Annotated in this window: 17 protein-coding genes; 12 read left to right on the top strand and 5 right to left on the bottom strand. The window is 62.9% G+C overall.

Features of this window, described 5'->3' with window-relative positions; translation table 11 throughout:
• Window positions 1–50 precede the first annotated feature (50 nt).
• The 5 genes from LAB08_RS20395 to LAB08_RS20375 form a co-directional block, all read right to left on the bottom strand.
• The gene (locus tag LAB08_RS20395) at window positions 51–797 is read right to left on the bottom strand and encodes an SDR family NAD(P)-dependent oxidoreductase (RefSeq protein ID WP_096510006.1); all 747 of its coding nucleotides are present in this window, start codon (window positions 795–797) and stop codon (window positions 51–53) included.
• Window positions 798–1,048: 251 nt separating this feature from the next.
• Entirely contained in the window at window positions 1,049–2,137 is a 1,089-nt protein-coding gene (locus tag LAB08_RS20390; RefSeq protein WP_096510007.1) for a ferredoxin--NADP reductase, read from the bottom strand.
• Between the two features lie 13 nt (window positions 2,138–2,150).
• A complete protein-coding gene (locus LAB08_RS20385) occupies window positions 2,151–2,906 on the bottom strand; it encodes a glucose 1-dehydrogenase (RefSeq protein WP_096510008.1) in 756 nt (251 codons plus the stop codon).
• Complete coding sequence (locus LAB08_RS20380) at window positions 2,894–4,573, bottom strand: FAD-binding protein (protein ID WP_096510009.1); 1,680 nt, start codon at window positions 4,571–4,573, stop codon at window positions 2,894–2,896. Before LAB08_RS20380 ends, LAB08_RS20385 begins: the two co-directional genes overlap by 13 nt.
• A 9-nt stretch (window positions 4,574–4,582) precedes the next feature.
• Window positions 4,583–5,098, bottom strand: a complete 516-nt coding sequence (locus LAB08_RS20375) for a flavin reductase family protein (protein ID WP_096510010.1) — start codon at window positions 5,096–5,098, stop codon at window positions 4,583–4,585.
• A gap of 1,129 nt (window positions 5,099–6,227) precedes the next feature.
• Between LAB08_RS20375 and LAB08_RS20370 the strand changes: the two genes are divergently transcribed.
• From LAB08_RS20370 to LAB08_RS20315, 12 genes are all read left to right on the top strand, one after another.
• The gene (locus tag LAB08_RS20370; RefSeq protein WP_096510011.1) at window positions 6,228–7,412 is read left to right on the top strand and encodes an acyl-CoA dehydrogenase family protein; all 1,185 of its coding nucleotides are present in this window, start codon (window positions 6,228–6,230) and stop codon (window positions 7,410–7,412) included.
• A gap of 123 nt (window positions 7,413–7,535) precedes the next feature.
• The gene (locus tag LAB08_RS20365) at window positions 7,536–8,657 is read left to right on the top strand and encodes an LLM class flavin-dependent oxidoreductase (protein WP_096510012.1); all 1,122 of its coding nucleotides are present in this window, start codon (window positions 7,536–7,538) and stop codon (window positions 8,655–8,657) included.
• Window positions 8,658–9,397: 740 nt separating this feature from the next.
• A complete protein-coding gene (locus tag LAB08_RS20360) occupies window positions 9,398–10,294 on the top strand; it encodes a VOC family protein (RefSeq protein ID WP_096510013.1) in 897 nt (298 codons plus the stop codon).
• Between the two features lie 11 nt (window positions 10,295–10,305).
• Window positions 10,306–11,187: a CoA transferase subunit A gene (locus LAB08_RS20355; RefSeq protein WP_096515275.1), complete on the top strand. Its 882-nt coding sequence runs from the start codon at window positions 10,306–10,308 to the stop codon at window positions 11,185–11,187.
• Window positions 11,188–11,199: 12 nt separating this feature from the next.
• Window positions 11,200–11,988 carry a CoA-transferase subunit beta gene (locus LAB08_RS20350; RefSeq protein ID WP_096510014.1) on the top strand — a complete coding sequence of 263 codons (789 nt, stop codon included), beginning with the start codon at window positions 11,200–11,202 and terminating at the stop codon, window positions 11,986–11,988.
• Window positions 11,989–12,011: 23 nt separating this feature from the next.
• The gene (locus LAB08_RS20345) at window positions 12,012–12,884 is read left to right on the top strand and encodes an enoyl-CoA hydratase (protein ID WP_096510015.1); all 873 of its coding nucleotides are present in this window, start codon (window positions 12,012–12,014) and stop codon (window positions 12,882–12,884) included.
• A 2-nt stretch (window positions 12,885–12,886) separates the two neighbouring features.
• Window positions 12,887–13,954 (top strand): NAD(P)H-dependent flavin oxidoreductase, encoded by a 1,068-nt coding sequence (locus LAB08_RS20340; RefSeq protein ID WP_096510016.1) that lies wholly within the window; start codon window positions 12,887–12,889, stop codon window positions 13,952–13,954.
• Between the two features lie 12 nt (window positions 13,955–13,966).
• Entirely contained in the window at window positions 13,967–14,722 is a 756-nt protein-coding gene (locus LAB08_RS20335; RefSeq protein ID WP_096510017.1) for an enoyl-CoA hydratase family protein, read from the top strand.
• Window positions 14,723–14,732: 10 nt separating this feature from the next.
• On the top strand, window positions 14,733–15,899 hold the full coding sequence (locus LAB08_RS20330; RefSeq protein ID WP_096515277.1) for an acyl-CoA dehydrogenase family protein: 1,167 nt from the start codon (window positions 14,733–14,735) through the stop codon (window positions 15,897–15,899).
• A 10-nt stretch (window positions 15,900–15,909) separates the two neighbouring features.
• A complete protein-coding gene (locus tag LAB08_RS20325; protein WP_096510018.1) occupies window positions 15,910–16,965 on the top strand; it encodes an acyl-CoA dehydrogenase family protein in 1,056 nt (351 codons plus the stop codon).
• A 174-nt stretch (window positions 16,966–17,139) separates the two neighbouring features.
• Complete coding sequence (locus tag LAB08_RS20320) at window positions 17,140–18,288, top strand: acetyl-CoA C-acetyltransferase (RefSeq protein ID WP_096510019.1); 1,149 nt, start codon at window positions 17,140–17,142, stop codon at window positions 18,286–18,288.
• A gap of 136 nt (window positions 18,289–18,424) precedes the next feature.
• The gene (locus tag LAB08_RS20315; RefSeq protein ID WP_096510020.1) at window positions 18,425–19,300 is read left to right on the top strand and encodes an SDR family oxidoreductase; all 876 of its coding nucleotides are present in this window, start codon (window positions 18,425–18,427) and stop codon (window positions 19,298–19,300) included.
• The last annotated feature ends 157 nt before the right edge of the window (window positions 19,301–19,457 follow it).

The following is a 19,457-nucleotide window of genomic DNA, read 5'->3' as shown; positions in this document are numbered from 1 at the left end:
GGTATGAAAAAAGGGAGTGAGCCGGGCAGGGCGCCCGGCTGGATGGCGATTTACGCGGCGGGCGGGGCGAAGCGGCGACCGGCGGAGAAACCGCCGTCTACGGCAATCATCTGGCCGCTGACAAAGGAGGCTTCGTCGGACGCCAGGAACAGCGCAACGTTGGCCACTTCTTCCGGTTGCCCGGAGCGGCTGAGCATGTGCTGCGAGGCAAAGAAGGCGTGGAACGCGTCATTGTCACGGACCATGCTGGTCATCGGCGTTTCGATCAGGCCCGGGCACAAGCCGTTGACGCGCACATTGGCGTAGCCGTAGTCGATGGCCATCGAACGGGTCAACTGGTTGATGCCACCCTTGGACACGTTGTAGGCGACGTTGCCATCGCAACCTTGCAGGCCGAAGATCGAGCCGACGTTGATGATCGAACCGCTGCGTTGCGACACCATCGACTCCAGCGCGTATTTGCTGGTGAGCATGCTGCCGGTCAGGTTGATGTCCATCACCCGTTGCCAGTTGGCGGTGGTGGTCTGGGTGACGCTACCCTGGTCGGCGACGCCGGCGGCGTTGACCAGCACGTCGATGTGCCCGAAGCGGCTGACGACTTCCTGCATCACCTGCTGGACCTGCGCTTCGTCGCGCACATCCAGGGTCATGAACAGGCCGGGGAAATCCGCCGGTGCGCTGCCGATGTCCAGCCCCACCACTTGTGCGCCTTCAGCGGCAAAGCGGCGCACACAGGCCAGGCCAATCCCCGAAGCGCCGCCGGTGACCACCGCGACCTTATTGTGCAAACGAGCCATAACTGCACCTCTTTTATTGTTGTGGGCTAATGCTGTGGCCGAGTCTAACCGCAGACCGGGCCGACATGATCGTCCGTTGGGACTAGGGCGACGGAGTACCTTCCTGCATCAGCACGGTCAACTGTGGGAGCGAGCCTGCTCGCGAAAAACGCCCTGACAACGCAGACATTCAGATAGCCCGCGTTATCGTTGACGACTATCGCGAGCAGGCTCGCTCCCACAGGTTTTGCGTTCCGCAGGGAGGGCGGGTCTCAGTCGGGGAATTTCAGGCGCACCCGGGCGCCGGTCGGACGGCTCTGGCAGGCCAGGGTCCAGCCTTCTTCCAGTTCTCTTTGGCTCAGGACATCGTTGCGTGCCAATTGGGTTTGTCCTTCCTGGACCACGCACATACAGGCCCCGCAAAAACCTTCTTCGCAGGACGACGGCACATCCAGCCCGGCCGCCTTGCAGCTTTGCAGCAAGGTGTCGCCGGGGCGGCAGGTGATTTCGTGTTGCTGGCCATCGAGTTCTACGATCAATGCCTCGCAGTGCGAATCGAGTGCGGCGGCACGGGCCACAGCCTCTTCGGCGAGTAACTGGTCCGGGTCCGGCGGTGAAACGAAGCGTTCGACATGGATGCGCCCCGCGCTTTCGCCCAGTGCCAGCAGCGTGCGTTCCACGGTGTCCATGAACGGCCCTGGCCCGCAGATGAAATAATCCCCCCCCGCCGAACCGCGCAGCAAATGACGGACTTGAGCGTCCGTGAGGAAACCCTGCACCGAATCAAGGACGTGCACCACGTGCAGTCGATCAGGATGCGCCTTGATCAACCGGCACAGCTCGTCCTTGAAAATCACCGACGCTTCATCGCGGTTGGCATAGATCAGCTTGATCGGCCGTGTGCTGTTGTGCAGTGTCGATTTGAGAATGGAGAACACCGGAGTAATCCCCGAACCGCCACCGAACAGCACCAGTGGTCGGGCGTCCTCATCCGGTTGCTCTTCATCCAGACAGAAGTGCCCGGCCGGCGGCAACACCTCCAGCCAGTCGCCGACCTGTACGTCGTTCATCCAGTTCGACACCCGGCCACCGTCGACCCGCTTGACCGTGACCTTGGGCAGCGCGTCCACCACGGGCGAGCTGGCCATGGAGTAGCAGCGGGTCAACAGTTTGCCGGCCAGGGGCACGCGAAAACTCAGGAACTGACCCGGTTTATAGCGAAAGCGCTCCCGCAGCGACGGCGGGATATCCAGCACCAGCGAGCGGGCATCCAGGGTCTCGTCGACCACCGCGCACACTTGCAATGAATAGCTGCCCGTCGACGATGGGGCCGGTGTCAGGTTCTGCAATTGCGTGCCCATGTTCACCTCGACCTCAGAGCCCGCTGATCAGTTGCGCATTGTCGACACGGATCTCGGCACCGTTGACGAAACGCGACTCGTCGGTGGCCAGGAACAGCACCACGTTGGCGATATCCCGAGGGGCGCACATGCGGTTCATCGGGTCCTGATCGAGGGCTTCCTGGGGGATCGCCTGACCACCGGCCAGGGCCTGGGTCATCGGCGTGTTGACGCCGTCGGGGTGCACGCTGTTGCAGCGAATGCGGTAGCCCTGCTGTTTGCAATGCAAGGCGATGGAACGGGTCATCGCCGCCACTGCACCCTTGGACGCCGAGTAGGCGCAGAACATCGGCATGGCGCCCAGCGCCGCCACCGAAGACATGTTGATGATCGAGCCGCCGCCGGTTTCCTTCATCGCCTGGATCGCGTATTTGCAGCCTAGGAAGTAGCCGTCGCCATTGATTTTTTGCACCTTCTGCCACAGTTCCAGGGTGGTATCTTCGATGCTGCCCAGTGCGAGGATCGCGGCGTTATTGACCAGCACATCGAGACGACCGAAGTGTTCGACGGTGGTCTTGATCACGTGCTGCCAGTCACGCTCGCTGGCGATGTCGTGACGAATGAACAGGGCGTTGCTGCCGATTTCCGCGGCGACCTGGCGGCCCGCTTCCTCATTGAGGTCGGTCAGTACCACCTTGGCGCCTTCGCGGGCCAGCAGCAGGGCGTCTTCGCGACCGATGCCGCTGGCGGCGCCGGTGATGATGCAGACTTTGCCTTCTACACGTTGCATTGTTGTTCTCCTGATCCTGTGGTTTGAACTGCGATTTGATCGGCCACGTGGGCGGCAGCCCGGCGACCGGAATAGATGCAATCGGCCAGCGACAGGCCGGAGACATAAAGATTGGAAGCGACCCCGACCGCGTTGCGACCCGCGCTGTACAGGCCGTGGATCGGCACGCCGGCGTGGTCCAGTACCCGGCCGCTGCGCTCGCACACCTTCAGCCCGCCGAGGGTAATGACCGGGCAGGGGAAGAGTTTGCTGTCGAACGACAGGTCGAGGGCATACCACGGGCCTTGTTCGAGGTTGGCGAGCATCGCCCCGGACTTGCCGAACTCATCGGCGATTACGCCCTGCGCTGCTCGGGTATAGCGCTCGACACTTTGGCGCAGCCGTTCGGGAGGCAGATTGCAGCGCTTGGCCAGCCCGGTCAGGCTGTTGCTGCGTTTGGCGTTGAATAGCAGGTTGAGCAGCACTGGCAGGCGCTGGAAGTTCCACACCTTGCCCGGCCCGACTTGACGCAATGCCTCGCGCACCAGTGCCCGGTTGAGGATCAGGATGGCGCGGCCGTCCTGTTCTTCGACCATGGCGTGGCCGAGGGTCGCGCCGTAGATTTCCTCGTTGGCATAGCGCTGGCCGCGCCCGTTGACGATCAGCCCTCGGGCCCAGGCCAAGGGTGGATTGATGAAGCGCCAGGCGCTGACCTTGTCCATTCGCGCCACGTTGCCACCGGCGCTCTGGCCCAGGGCGATGCCGCTGCCGTTGCAGCCAGTGGTGCCCAGCGGCAAGCCGGCCAGGTACTGCGGGGCATGCTTTTCCACCCATTCGCGGTTGAAGATAAAACCGCCGCTGCTCAGCAGCACCGCGTGTTCGGCGCGGATCAGTTGGCGTATGGCATGAGATTGCTCGATGCGTTTTTGACGAGCGCGCAAGCGGTCGGCCAGGGCCGGGGCGTACATATGAATGGCGGCGGCCCAACGCGACAGGCGCGCATGTTGCCGGGCGGCGCGGCTGCCCGGAGGCAGTTGCCAGGCTTCGACACCGAGCACCCGATCGTTGTGATCGAGCACCAGGCGGCGCACTTCGCACTGGCTGCGCAACCGGGCGCCGTGGCGCAAGGCGCTGGCCTTGAGCGGGGCAAACAGGCTGGCGCCGGACATGCCGGGGCCTTTGGTGCGGTGACCGCGGGGTGCCGGTTTGGCGCTGGCGGCGTAGGCCGGCACGGCTTCGTTGCCGGAGTAATAGAGGTAGTACTGATCGCTCGGGTATGAGGTCTTGTGTGGCGGCACACTGGATTCGAAGGCGACGCCCTGGCGTTCGAGCCAGGCCAGTTGCGCGCGACTGCCTTCGCAGAATTCCTTCAGCGTCCGGCTGCTGACGGCGTCACCGACTTCCTGGCGCAGGTAATTGAACATGGCTTCGTCGGTGTCTTCGTAACCCGCCTGACGCTGGTACGGCGTTCCGCCACCGGCATACACCACGCCACCGCTCAATGCAGTGGCACCCCCCCCTTCGAAGCGGTCCAGCGCCAGCACCGCCAGGCCACGGCTGGCGGCTTCGATGGCGGCACAGGCGCCGGCCCCACCGAAACCGACGATCAGCAAGTCGCAGCGATCATCCCAGCTCAACTGCTCGGCGCTGTTCACTCGCAACTCCGTCAACCCGTTCAGGCCGTCCATGTTCGGGCCTCAGCCAGCGACAGCGAAGGAGGGTGTCGGCTTGGCAGTGGTGGTGTAGCTGCCGTCGAGATAGACCAGCGGGGTGATGGCGTCACTGGTGTGGATTTGCAGGATGCGCCCGATGAATATGGTGTGGGTGCCGTAGCTGAAGTGGCCGTCCTGACGGCAGAGGATCGCCGACTGAGCGTCGCCCAGGTAAGGAATGCCGCCGGCACTGGTCAGCCAGTTGCCCCGGTCGAAGCGCGCCTCGCCCTTGATCGCGCCGCTGCACAGGTGCGCCAGGTCCTGTTGTTCGACCCCGAGGATGTTCACGCAAAAATCCGCGCCGGTTGCCAGGGCGGCGTGGGGTGAGGCGGTCTTGTTGACGCAGATCAGCAGCGACGGCGGTTCGGTGCTCAGGGAGTCAACCGCCGTGGCGGCCATGGCGAAACGCTCGGAGCCGTTGCTGGTGCTGATAATGGTGACTGACTTGGCCAGGCGGCGCATGGCCTGGAGCATGTCGGCTTTCAGATTGATGTCGTTCATCGCACGAGCCCTTTTTGTTGTGCATGGAGTGCGATGGATTCTTGCTCTGGCGTCCATCTGGAACATCGTCCGAGGGGACTAGTTGATCGTTGAGACTTGGCGGCCTCCGGGCCGACCAGGCGGGTGGGTTGATTGAGTACATATCCGGTGCTGCGGTAACGGCCACTTATGGTTTCGCCCTTGCGGCGAGGCACTTTTTTCAAACGCCAAAAAAGTACCCAAAAAGGCTCGCCCCGGCGTCCGGCCCCTCGCCAAGGCTCGGGGTTCCTTCGCTCCGGTATCCATCCGGGGGCACTGCCCTCCGGTTGGCTTCGCTGCACCTACATGCAGCGTGTTCGACTGCGTCGAACGGCGCTGCGCGCCACTCCCCGGATGAACACCTCCACTCAGCCTTCCGAAGGGGCGGGTGGATCAAGATCAAAAGCTTGCAGGCGAGCTAACGCTCGGCCTGTTGAGTGGTGAGAAGCAGGTGTACACTGTCCCCTGTGGGAGCTGGCTTGTCGGGGCGCCGCATCGCAGCGATGACGGCCTGGCAGCCGACGTGTCTCTTGCGGATGTACCCAATCCCTTGTGGGAGCGAGCCTGCTCGCGAAAAACGACCAGGCACCGCGTTTATTCAGGCAGGGCGCGTAATCGTTGACGTCCTTCGCGAGCAGGCTCGCTCCCACAGAGGATCGGGGCATTTGCCAAAGCCAGGTCGGCTGTCAGGCCGCCTCGTTTTGCTTTTGATCTGGGCGCCCCGTTAAACCACGCTGGCCGGAGTGAGGGTATGCCGAGCCATAGCGAGGCACCGAGTGGTGGGGCACGAGCGCTTTGGTTACTTTCGCGCTCTTCGAAAGTGACTCGCCGTAAGGGTGAAACCATAAGCAGCCGTTACCGCAGCAATGGATATGTACACCATCAAAATCCACATCGCCTGACACAAAGCCATCGCGAGCAAGCTTTGCTCCCACAGGGGAAATGCGGCGAGCGAGCCAATCTCTGATCTTTTCCATTCTCCACCCGGCATGGTCCGTTTGAGGGATGCCCACCCCGCCGCGCATTGCTTGAATGCCACGCAGGGGGCGCTGTTCAGGCCCCGCTGCACGCGCGCCCCGGCGGATGGGGTGAACAGAGGAGAACAATAACAATGCTCAACCAAGACCTGATTCGCCAGCGTCTGAGCCAACGTGCCCGCGAGCTGGTGCCGATCCTGCGTGAGCGCGCCCTGAACGCCGCTCAGGCCGGGCAGTTGCCCGAAGAAACCCTGAAGGATTTCCAGGACGCCGGTTTCTTCCGCATCCTCCAGCCCTCGCGTTGGGAAGGTTATGAGCTGGAACCCAAGGACTTTTTCGACGTGCAGATGACCCTCGCCGAAGGCTGCATGTCGTCGGCCTGGGTGCTGGGGGTGGTGGCGATCCACAACTGGCAACTGGCGTTGTTCGATGACCGCGCTGCGCAGGATGTCTGGGGCGATGATTCCAGTGTGCTGATCTCGTCTTCCTATATGCCGGTGGGCAAGGTCGAGCGGGTCGAGGGTGGCTTCAAGCTCAGCGGGCGCTGGGGCTTTTCGTCCGGCAGCAAGCATTGCGACTGGGTATTCCTCGGTGCACTGGTACCGCCGGAGGAGGCGGGCGGGGCGCCGGATTACCGGACCTTCCTGGTGCCGCGCAGTGACTACCGGATTCTCGACAACTGGAACGTCATGGGCCTGGAAGCCACCGGCTCCCACGACATTCTGGTGGAGAACGCTTTCGTTCCCGAGTACCGCACCCATCGCGCCTTCGACGGCTTCATGCAGAACAGCCCGGGTAATGCGGTGAACACCGCGCCGTTGTTCCGCCTGCCGTTCGGGCAGATTTTTGTGCGTGCCGTTTCCTCGTCGGCCATCGGTGCCCTGCAAGGCGCAGTGAATCAGTTTGTCGAGCACAACCGTGCGCGGGTGGGTGTCAATGACGGGCGCAAGATGGTCCAGGACCCGGCCGCGCAATCGGCGCTGGCCAATGCCATGGTCTGTGTCGACGAGTGCAAGACCGTGCTGCAGCGCAACTTCGCCCTGATGCTCGATCGTGCGCAGAAGGGCGAGCCGCTGAGCATGCCCGAGCGGGTGAAGATGCGTTACGACTCGGCGCTGGTGGCCGACAAGTGCGCCAAGGCTGTCGGCGAGCTGATGTTCAACAGCGGCGCCTCGACGATCTTCCGCAGCCACCCGATCAACCGCGCCTTCCGCGACATTCACACCGGCCGTGCCCACGTCGCCAACAGTCCGGCCAAGTATGCGTGGAACCTCGGCGGCGTGAGCATGGGGCAGGACAGCAATGACTTTTTCCTCTGATGGTTTCTGCTGAATCAGCTAGTCCGTTTGCGTGATTCGAGCGCCCTGCCAATACCCGAGCATGGGCGCAAGGCACAGGTCTCTGGCGCCGACTGCGCATCCAAATAAGCACAAGGATCAACCATGAAATTTTCCCTGATTTACGAAGCCCAGACGGTGGACTCCAGCCGCGAAGGCGACCGCAAGATTTTCCAGGACACCGTCGAACAGGCAGTGCTGGCCGACAAGCTCGGCTTCGATACCTTCTGGTGCGTGGAGCACACCGCGCTGAGCAACTACTCGCACATGTCCGCGCCGGAAACCATGCTGGCGTTCGTGGCCGGCAAGACCGAGCGCATCGGCATCGGTCACGGTGTGGTCTGCCTGCCACCGGCGATGAACCACCCGGTGAAAGTCGCCGAGCGCATCGCCACCCTCGACCTGTTGTCCAAGGGCCGTGTGCATTTCGGCGTGGGCAAGGGCGGCACCCAGCAGGAGGCTGGCACCTTCGGCTACGACCTGGCGACCTTGCAGCCGCAGATCGACGAGATGATGTACCTGATCCCGAAAATGTTCGTGCAGGACGAAATCGAGCACAACGGCGACTTCGTGCAGATCCCCAAGCGTCCGATCCATCCAAAGCCGTATCAGGATCCACACCCGCCGATGTACCTGGCGTGCACCAACACCGAATCGTTGAAAAACGCCGGCGGTCGCGGCATGGGCGCGCTGGTACTGGGCTTCGGTGGTCCGGAAGAAATCGCCAAGAAGGTCGAGGTGTATCACACGGCCTATGACAACCGCGATGAGAAGAAGCAAGTGGGCTTCCGTCCCAACCGTCACATCGCGGCGCTGTGCCCGGCGATCGTGCTGGAGGACAACGAAGAGGCACGGCGTATCGGTATCCGTGGCCAGCGTTACTTCATGGAATCCCTGGGCTACTGGTACGGCGGTGGCGAGCGTCCGGACCCGGAGAAGTGGAAGGACGACACCTTCGTCGATGGCAACGGCCAGAGCGTGATCAAGTCGCGCTTCGCCTCCGAAGAAGTCAGCGTCGACTTCTCCGACCCGACCATGGCGATGATGAACCCCAACCACGCCTACGGCACCGTCGAGGATTGCATCGGCTACGTGCAGCGCCTGATCGACGCCGGCGCCGACGAGATCCTGTTCATCTGCCAGATGGGCACCGTGCCGCAGTGGGCGCAGCTCGAAACCCTGAAGAACATCGGTGAAAAAGTGATCCCGCATTTTCGCAAGGGTTGATGGCGGACATTGATCGCATTCCCTGTGGGAGCGAGCCTGCTCGCGAAGGCATTGTGTCAGGCAACATCAATGTCGACTGACACACCGCCATCGCGGGCAAGCCGCGCTCCCACAGGTTTTGTGTTGTTTGCGGACTTTGCATCCGCCACAGGAACCTGTAGGAGCGAGCCTGCTCGCGAAGGCATTGTGTCAGGCAACATCAATGTCGACTGACACACCGCCATCGCGGGCAAGCCGCGCTCCCACAGGTTTTGTGTTGTTTGTGGACTTTGCATCCGCCGCAGGAATCTGTAGGAGCGAGCCTGCTCGCGAAGGCATTGTGTCAGGCAACATCAATGTCGACTGACACACCGCCATCGCGGGCAAGCCGCGCTCCCACAGGTTTTGTGTTGTTTGCGGACTTTGCATCCGCCACAGGAGCCTGTGGGAGCTGGCTTGCCAGCGAAGAGGGCGGCACATTCAGAGTTGATGTTGACTGACACAATGCTTTCGCGAGCCGGCTCGCTCCCACAGTGTTCTCTATCGTTCCCGAGCTTCCGGGTTTTCAGGTCTGGAACGGAATCCAGGCCAACTTTCCAACGGGCCCCCAAGGCCCGTTTTTTATTCCCGCCCCAATCAGTTTCGCTAGTCCCATTGGACGATGTTGCCCCTGTCCGAACCCGTTTGAATAGGCCCACATAAAGTCTCCCCCGGCAATCGCCGAAGGGCGGCACGGCCTGAGCAAAACGAGGAGTGCATCCATGGATATCCGTGGTCTGGGTTACGTCACCCTGTTGTCCAGCGACCTGGCGCAGTGGCGTCATTACGCAAGCCAGGTGCTGGGGATGATGGTCGCCGGCGACGATGACGGTGAGTATCTGTACTTGAAAATGGACGAGCGCCATTACCGCATTCTGGTACAGAAAAATGCCGAGAACGGCTTCGGTGCCTGCGGCTGGGAAATGGCCGGAAAGACGGCGTTCGAACAGGCGATCAGCGAGCTGCAACAAGCCGATGTACAGGTCACTCGCGGCACCGCTGCCGAAGCCGAACTGCGCAAGGTTCAGGAACTGGTGCACTTCAGCGACCCGGATGGCAATCGCCACGAGCTGTTCTGGGGACCGTTGCAAGACTTCGCCCGTTTCGTCTCGCCAGTCGGGGTCAAGGGTTTCGTCACCAACGATCTGGGCATGGGCCACGTGGTACTGCCGGCGCCGAGCTTCGAACGCTGCCGGGATTTTTACGAGCAGGTGCTCGGCTTCGGCCTGTCCGACCTGATGAAAGTCCGCTTCACCCCGGACCCGGCCGAGCCGCAAAAGCGCATCCACTTCCTGCACTGCAACAACGGCCGGCACCACTCGCTGGCGATCTTCGAGTGCCCGATGCCCCACGGCTGCGTGCACATGATGGTCGAGGTCAATGCCCTGGACGAAGTCGGCCGCGCCCTGGACCGGGTGCACGCCAACGGCGTGAAGCTCTCGGCGACTCTCGGCCAGCACACCAACGACCAGATGATTTCCTTCTACATCAAGACGCCGTCCGGGTTCGATCTGGAGTATGGCTGCGATGGCCTGGTGGTCGACTGGGATCGCCATACGCCGTTCGAAAGCACCGTGGTCAGCCATTGGGGCCATGACTTCAGCGTCGGTCGTCAATGAGGAGCATGACCTTGAACAAGCAAATGACCACGGCCGAGATCGTCGGCCAGCTGCGTGACGGCATGACCATCGGTATCGGTGGCTGGGGTCCGCGGCGCAAACCCATGGCCCTGGTGCGCGAGATTCTGCGTTCGGACCTCAAGGACCTGACCGTGGTCGCCTACGGTGGCGCCGATGTCGGCATGCTCTGCGCGGCGGGCAAGATCAAGAAACTGATATTCGCCTTCGTCTCGCTGGACTTCATTCCCTTGGAACCGTACTTCCGCAAGGCGCGCCAGGATGCGGCGCTGGAGGTGATGGAGATCGATGAAGGCATGCTGTTGCTTGGCCTTCGCGCAGCGGCGATGAACGTGCCGTTCATTCCCACGGCAGTGGGCCTGGGTACCGATGTGCTGCGGCACAACCCGCAGATCAAACTGATCGCCTCGCCCTATGCCGATGGCAAGGACTGGGTCGCCATGCCGGCGCTCAAGCTCGACGCGGCGCTGGTGCACGTCGACCGCGCCGATGCGCGCGGCGTATGCCAGATCAGTGGTCCGGATCACTACATGGACGACCTGTTCGTCCGCGCGGCGACCCACAGCTACGTGACCTGCGATGAGCTGGTGGACAGCGCGTATTTCCACCGCGACCCGGCACTGGCGCATCAGGTGTTCTGGGAACGCAACCTGACCACCGCCGTGGCCCACGTGCCAGGCGGGGCGCATCCGTCGTCCTGCGCGCCGCTGTACGGCTTCGACGTCGCGCACTTCAAGGCTTACAACGCCACGGTCCAGGCGGCCGATGGCTGGCAGGGCTACGTCCGTGACTACGTTGACTGCACCCACGAACAGTACCTGGACAAGGTCGGCGGCCTGGCTGCCATCCGTGAACTGCCGTTGCCGATTTTCTGAGGAAGCCTTTCGATGAACACGACTACTTATAGCCTCGCCGAGTTGATGATCTGCGCGGCCTCTGAAGCCTGGCGCGAAGACGGCGAAGTGTTGGCCAGCGGCATCGGCGTAATCCCGCGCCTGGCCGCGTCACTGGCCATGCTCACCAGCAACCCGAAACTGCTGATGACCGATTCCGAAGCCTACATGGTTGCCGAACCGGTGCCCTTGGGCGCACGCAATGGCTACGAGCCCAAGCGCGACAGCTGGATGGGCTTCTCGCGGATTTTCGACAACGTCTGGGGCGGCAAGCGTCATGCGCTGGTGGGCCCGACCCAGATCGACCGTTTCGGCCAGGCCAACATTTCCTGCATCGGCGACTACGCCAAGCCCAAGGCGCAAATGCTCGGTGTGCGCGGCTTTCCCGGCAACTCGATCAGCCACGCCAACTCGTTTTGCGTGCCGAGCCACAACCGTCGGGTGTTCGTCGAAGGCGAGGTCGATATGGTCGCTTCGGTCGGCTACAACCCGGCTCGCCTGGCCCTGGGCTGGTCGCTGGATGACATCGATATCCGCCTGATCATCACCGACCTCTGCGTGCTGGATTTCCAGGGTCCGCAACGGCAGATGCGCATTCGCTCGCTGCACCCCGGCGTGACGGCGACGCAAGTGCAGGACAACACCGGGTTCGAGTTGCACGTGCCGGACGACTGCCCGACCACCGCGGCCCCGACGGCCGAGCAGTTGCAGCTGATCCAGCGTCTGGACCCGCACAACCTGCGCGCCCTGCAACTTAAAGACAACCCGCCAGGCCAACGCTGAGCAATGCGTTGCGGAGACAAGTGATGGCTGAAGATAACGATAACAATCAGGCCGACGTGGTGCTGTACGAGGTGCGTGGCGCGGTGGCGCTGGTCACCATGAACCGCCCCGAGTACCACAACGCGCAGAATTCGCAGATGACTTATGCGCTGGACGCGGCGTTTCGCCGGGCCTGCGATGACGATGACGTGAAGGTCATCGTGTTGCGTGGCGCCGGCAAGCATTTCTCCGCCGGGCATGACATCGGCACGCCCGGTCGAGATGTGGACAAGACCTTCGACCGTGCGAGCCTGTGGTACGACCATGTGAACAAGCCGGGTGGCGAGTTTCTCTATGCCCGTGAGCAGGAAGTCTACCTGGGCATGTGCCGACGCTGGCGCGAGATGCCCAAGCCGACCATCGCCATGGTCCAGGGTGCGTGCATTGCCGGCGGACTGATGCTGGCCTGGGTCTGTGACCTGATCGTCGCCAGCGAAGACGCTTACTTTGCCGATCCTGTGGTGCGCATGGGCATTCCCGGAGTGGAGTATTTCGCCCATGTGCATGAACTGAACCCGCGCATCGCCAAGGAGTTCCTGTTCCTCGGCGAACGCATGCCGGCCCCGCGTGCCTATCAGATGGGCATGCTCAATCGGGTAGTCGCCCGCGATGAACTGGAGCAACAGACCCTCGATATCGCCGGGCGCATCGCACAGATGCCACGCCTGGGTCTGCAATTGAGCAAGCAGGCGGTGAACAACGCCGAAGACCTGATGGGCAAGCGCGCGACCATGGACATGGTCTTTGGCTTGCACCACTTCGCCCATGCCCACAATGAACTGGTGTCCGGTGACCGCCTCGGTGGCTATGACGCCAAGGCCATGGCCAGTTCCCAGCGTAAAGCGGGCGGGGCGTGAGCATGGCGATTTCCTTGAACACTCGACTGACCGGGTTGCTCGGTTGCCGCTACCCGATCATCCAGACCGCCATGGGCTGGGTCGCCGACCCGAAACTGGTGGCGGCCACGGGCAATGCCGGGGGCTTCGGTTTTCTTGCCGGGGCGACCATCGAGCCGCAGCACATGGAGGCGGCGATCCTTGAAACCCGGCGTCTGACGGATCAGCCGTTCGGCGTGAACTTCCACATGTATCAAGCCAACGCTACCGACATCGTCGAGCTGGTGTTGCGCCACAAAGTCCGGGCGGTCAGCTACAGCCGTTCGCCCGGCAAGCAAATGATCAGCCGTCTGAAGGATGCCGGGGTGGTGTGCATTCCCACCGTGGGCGCCCTGAAACACGCACAGAAAGCCGTGGAAATGGGCGCCGATGCGGTGACCGTGCAGGGCGGCGAGGGCGGCGGGCACACCGGTTCCGTGCCGACCTCGATGCTGCTCGACCAAGTGGTCAATGCCGTGTCTGTGCCGGTGGTTGCAGCAGGTGGCTTCAAGGATGGCAAAGGCCTGGTCTCGGCCCTGGCCTACGGTGCCGAAGGCATCGCCATGGGCACGCGGTTTCTGATGTGCGCCGACAGCCCGGTGCCGCGGGCGACATTGGCGCGATACCTGGCGGTCAAGGACCCGGCGGCGATCATCATCAGCCGCGCCATCGACGGCATGCCGCAACGGATGATTCGCAACGAATTGCTCGACCGGCTTGAGGCTAGTGGAAGCCTCAAGCGTTGGCTGCTGGCGTTGCAGAGTGGCCTGGCGTATCGCCGCCATACCGGCATGAGCCTGACGCAACTGCTCGGCAGTGCCTTGAAGATGCGCAGTGCCGGAGAACTGAGCGCCGCGCAAAGCCTCATGGCCGCCAACGCGCCGATGGTGATCCAGAAGGCCATGGTCGACGGGCATCCGGCTGAGGGCGTACTGCCCGCCGGACAGATCGCCGCCTCCATCGACAGCCTGCCCAGCTGCGCCCAATTGATTGAACAGATCGTCCGCGACGCCGAAGCGCGTCTGGGCGAGCTGTGCCGCCGTGTGTCGTGAAGGAAAAAAGGCATGAAACCATTTAGCGTCAGCATCGATAACGGCATTGCCGAACTGGTCTTCAACCGGCCACCGGTCAACGCCTTCAACTGCCAGGGCTGGGCCGACATCGCCAGCGAGATCGAGGGCCTGGGCCGCAACAGCGACGTGCGGGTGATCGTGATCCGTGCCGAAGGTCGCGGCTTCTGCGCCGGGGTCGATATCAAGGAACTGGCCGCCGACGGCAACCTGATCGTCGCGGTAAACAAGGGCAACTACGACAGCTTCAAGGCGATCCACCGCAACCCGAAACCGGTGATCGTCGCGGTGCACGGCTTCGTGCTGGGCGGCGGCATCGGCATCTGCGGCGCGGCCGACATCATTGTCGCGTCCGAGTGCGCCACCTTCGGCGTGCCGGAAGTGGATCGCGGTGCCATGGGCGGCGGTGCGCATTTGCAGCGCCTGTTCCCGGTGCAGAAAGTCCGCCACATGTATTTCACCGGCCAGGCCATCGACGCCGCCGAAGCCTGGCGCCTCGGTGCGGTGGAGCAGGTGGTCAAGCGCGAAGACCTGCGCGAGACCGCGTTGCAGATCGCTCGCACCATCGCCGCGAAGAGCCCGGGAATGATCAGCCTGGCCAAGGAAGCGCTGACCGGCATCGAAGACGGCAATCTCGAAGACAAATACCGCTGGGAGCAGGGCTTCACCCTCGAAGCCTATCGCTCACTGGATTCTCAGGAAGCACGCGACTCGTTCGTCGAGAAACGCGATGCCCGATTCAACGGCTGAAGGCATATTCATGGACCTGACCTATACCCCGGCCCAGCAGGCCTTTCGTGCCGAGGCGCGAACCTGGCTGACGGCCAATGTACCGAGTGAACCGCTGCAATCGTTCGACACCGAACAAGGCTTTGCCGAACACCGCGCCTGGGAAGCCAAACTCAACGAAGGCCGTTGGGGCATGGTGACCTGGCCGACCGAACTGGGCGGGCGCGGCTGCGACTTGATCGAATGGCTGATTTTCGAAGAGGAATACTACCGTTCCGGGGCGCCGGCACGGGTCAACCAGAACGGCATCTTCCTGCTCGGCCCAACCTTGATGGAGTACGGCAGCGACGAGCAGAAAGCACGTTTTCTGCCGCGTATGGCCACCGGTGAAGACATCTGGGCCCAGGCCTGGTCCGAGCCGGGTGCCGGTTCCGACATGGCGGCGATCCGCTCCCGAGCCGAACGGGTCGGCGACCACTACGTGATCAACGGCCAGAAAACCTGGTCGACCCGCGCGGTGTGGGCCGATTGGGCCTTCGGTATTTTCCGCACCGACGGGCAATCCCAGCGCCATCACGGACTGACGTTCATTCTGCTGCCGCTGGACACGCCCGGCATCACCGTGCGGCCGATCCCGCAGCTCAACGGTCTGCCGGGGTTCGCCGAGATCTTCTTCGATGACGTCAAGGTGCCGGTGGAAAACGCCCTGGGCGGCGAGGGCATGGGCTGGCACGTGGCGATGTCCACCGCCGGGTTCGAACGGGGATTGCTGCTGCGCTCACCCGCGCGTTTTCAGGAAACAGCGCGACGGCTGGTGCAGTTGTACCAGGCCAACCGCGAGCATGCCGACCGCGACCCGGCCATCGGCGAGGCGGTGATGCGTGCCTGGCTGGACGCCGAGGCCTACACCCTGAGCACCTACATGACCGCCTCGCAACTGGTACAGGGCGGCAAGATCGGTCCGGAATCCTCGACCAACAAGATCTTCTGGTCAGAACTGGATCAACGCATGCACGACACCGCCATGAGCATCCTCAGCCTGCGCGGCGAACTACTGCCCGAAGCACCGGCGGCCGGCGATGTCGGCCATTGGCTGGAAGGTTTCCTGTTTGCCCAGGCCGGACCGATCTACGCCGGCACCAACGAGATCCAGCGCAACATCATCGCCGAACGCATGCTCGGCATGCCGCGCGCCTGAGGAAGAGACCATGGACTTTAGTTTCAGCCGCGACCAACTGCTGTTTCAGGACAGCGTCAGAAGTTTTCTGATCAATGAAGTCACCCCGGAGCGCATTCGCGAACTCTGGCAGAGCGACAGCGGGCGAAGTGACGAGCTGTGGGCGCAACTGGTGGAGCTGGGCCTGACCGCCCTGACCGTGCCCGAGGCGCACGATGGCATGGGTCTCAATGAACTGGACTTCATTCTGATCGCCCAGGAATGTGGTTATGCCGGGCTGCCCGAGCCGTTGGTGGAGACGATGCTGGTCGGTGTGCCGTTGCTTGCCGCACTCGATGATCGACACGCAGCACTCAAGCAGCACTGGTTGTCGCGGGTTGCACAGGGCAGTGCGCGATTGGCGATTGGCGAGCCAGGGAATCCGCTGGTCAGTGATGCCCACGTTGCGGATCTGCTCCTGCTGGCCCATGGCGATGAAGTGCATGCGGTTGAGCGCGAAGCGGTGAGCCTGACGCGTAACGTATCGGTCGATCCCAGCCGCCAGTTGTTCCAGGTCCAGTGGACGCCGGCGCCTGCTACCTGCGTTGCCAGCGGTGAACAGGGCCGTCGTTTGTGGGCCGCTGCGGTCAACCGTGGCGCCCTCGGCAGTGCCGCTCAATTGCTGGGGCTGGCCAAGCGCATGGTCGACCTGGCGGTGGATTACACCTTCGAGCGCAAGCAGTTCGGCAAACCAGTCGGTTCGTTCCAGGCGGTCAAGCATTTGATGGCCAATGTCGCGGTGCAGATCGAATTCGCCAAAGGCCCGTTGTATCGCGCCGCTCATGCCGTCACCGGGCAGCAGGCAGGGCAAGACGTGCTGGTGTCCCACGCCAAACTGGCGACGGCGGAAGCGGCCATGCTGGCCGCGAAAAACACCATCCAGGCCCACGGCGCGATGGGGTACACCTGGGAAGTCGACCTGCATATGTTCATGAAACGCGCCTGGGCGCTGGACAAGGTCTGGGGTGATCGCGGGTTGCATAAGGGACGGATACGTGCGGCGTTGTTTGAGGGTAATCCTGCGTTGGGGGCCGGCAGTACTTTCTGACGGCGACTGATGCCCGATATCAAGGGCACCGAAAAACTGTGGGAGCGGGCTTGCCCGCGATGAGGGCATCACATCCAACATCTCGGGTGACTGACACACCGCCATCGCGGGCAAGCCCGCTCCCACAGGTTATTTGGCAGCCTTCATGATTTCATTTTTTTACCGAGGTAAACCATGCCTGAAGCCTACATAGTCGACGCCCTGCGCACGCCCACCGGGCGGCGCAAGGGTGGTTTGAGCCAGATTCACGCCGCCGACCTGGGCGCCCATGTGTTGCGCGCGCTGGTGGAGCGCAATGCCATCCCCGACGACGATTACGACGATGTGATTTTCGGCTGTGTCGACACCATCGGCCCGTTGGCCGGGGACATTGCCCGCACCAGTTGGCTGGCCGCGGGCCTGTCGCAAGCGGTGCCCGGCACCACCATCGACCGCCAGTGCGGTTCGTCCCAGCAAGCGGTGCACTTCGCGGCGCAGGCAGTGATGAGCGGCACCCAGGACGTGGTCATCGCCGGTGGCGTGCAGACCATGACCCAGATCCCGATCTCTTCGGCGATGATCGCCGCCGAGCCCCTGGGCTTCAGCGATCCGTTCAGCGGTTCCGAAGGCTGGGTCCGCCGTTATGGTGCACAACCACCGACACAGTTTCGTTCGGCGCAGATGATTGCTGAAAAGTGGGACCTGTCCCGGGCCCAGTTGGAAGCCTGGTCGCTGGAGTCCCATCAGCGCGCCTTGCGCGCCATCGAACAAGGCCGATTCAGCCGCGAGATCGTACCGCTGGCCGGTGTGTTGCACGATGAAACGCCGCGCCAGACCAGCCTGGAAAAAATGGCCGAACTGGAGTTTCTGTTCGGCTGCGATCGGGTGACGGCGGCAGTATCGAGCCAGACCTGCGATGCGGCCAGCGCGATGCTGATCGTCTCCGAAGCGGCGCTCAAGCGTTACGGACTGACGCCCCGTGCACGTATTCACCACCTGAGCGTGCGCGCCGAAGACCCGATCTGGATGCTCACCGCGCCGATCCCGGCCACCGCCTATGCACTGAAACGCGCCGGCATGCGGCTTGAAGACATCGACCGGGTGGAGATCAACGAAGCTTTCGCCTCGGTGGCCATGGCCTGGCTCAAGGAGACCGGCTATCCCCATGAACAAACCAACGTCAACGGCGGTGCGATTGCCCTCGGCCATCCGTTGGGTGCAACTGGCACGCGGTTGATGTGCAGCCTGTTGCATGAACTGGAACGCAGCGGCGGTCGTTATGGTTTGCAGACCATGTGCGAAGGCGGTGGCCAGGCCAACGTGACGATTATCGAGCGCTTATAAGCAGATACACACTGAACCTGTGGGAGCTGGCTTGCCAGCGACGGGATCGCTGCGGTGGGCCTGATAGACCGCGGCGTCTGCATCGCTGGCAAGCCAGCTCCCACAGGGAACCAGTCGACCAGAAAGGAATAACAACATGAAAATCTGTGAAAACCGCGTGGTGATCATTACCGGCGCCGGCGGCGGTCTGGGCCGGGCCTATGCGCTGGCCTTTGCCGCCGAGGGCGCCAAAGTGGTGGTCAATGACATCAATCGTGAAGCGGCACTGGCCGTGGTCGGCGAAATCCTCGGTCAGGGCGGCAGCGCCGTGGCCAACAGCGACGACATCACCCGCTATGACTCGGCGGCGCTCATCGTGCGCCAGGCCATCGAAACCTTCGGCGGACTGAATGTAGTGGTCAACAACGCCGGCATCTGCCGCGACCGCATGTTCGCCAGCCTCACCGAGGCCGATTGGGATGTGGTGGTGGCCGTGCATCTGAAAGGCCATTTCTGTATCGCCAGTCATGCCGCGAAGTATTGGCGTGAACAGGCCAAGGGTGGTGCAAAGGTCGATGCGCGGATCATCAACACCAGTTCCGGCGCCGGGTTGCAGGGTTCCATCGGCCAGTCCAACTATGCGGCGGCCAAGGGTGGGATTGCTTCGTTGACGTTGGTACAGGCGGCGGAACTGGGACGCTACGGGATTACCGTCAACGCCCTCGCTCCGGCGGCGCGCACCGGGATGACCGAGCAGGTGTTTGCCGAGACCATGAAGAAGCCGGAGGAGGGCTTTGATTACTTCGCCCCGGAAAACGTCGCGCCGCTGGTGGTGTGGCTCGGGTCCGAGGCGTCTGCCGATGTCACCGGTCAGATGTTCGAAATCGAGGGCGGCAAGTTGTCGATTGCCGACGGCTGGCGTCGAGGCCCCGAACTGGATCGCAAGGGCCGCTGGGCGGTTGGCGAGGTGGGTGACGCGGTCGCACAACTGCTGACTCAGGCGGTTCCGGCGGCAAAGGTGTACGGCAGCTGAAAAAGAGCAGTCTGGGAAGGGCCATGCATGGCTATAATCGGCCCACTATGCGATCCCCTGTAGGAGCGAGCCTGCTCGCGATGGTCGTCAACGATAACGCGGGTTGTCTGATTACCCGTGGTGTCTGGTGGTTCATCGCGAGCAGGCTCGCTCCTCC

This window comes from Pseudomonas izuensis, assembly GCF_002356535.2.
GTDB lineage: Bacteria > Pseudomonadota > Gammaproteobacteria > Pseudomonadales > Pseudomonadaceae > Aquipseudomonas > Aquipseudomonas izuensis.
Note: the sequence above shows the minus strand (reverse complement) of the source record. Positions and strands in the feature narration are given on the sequence as shown.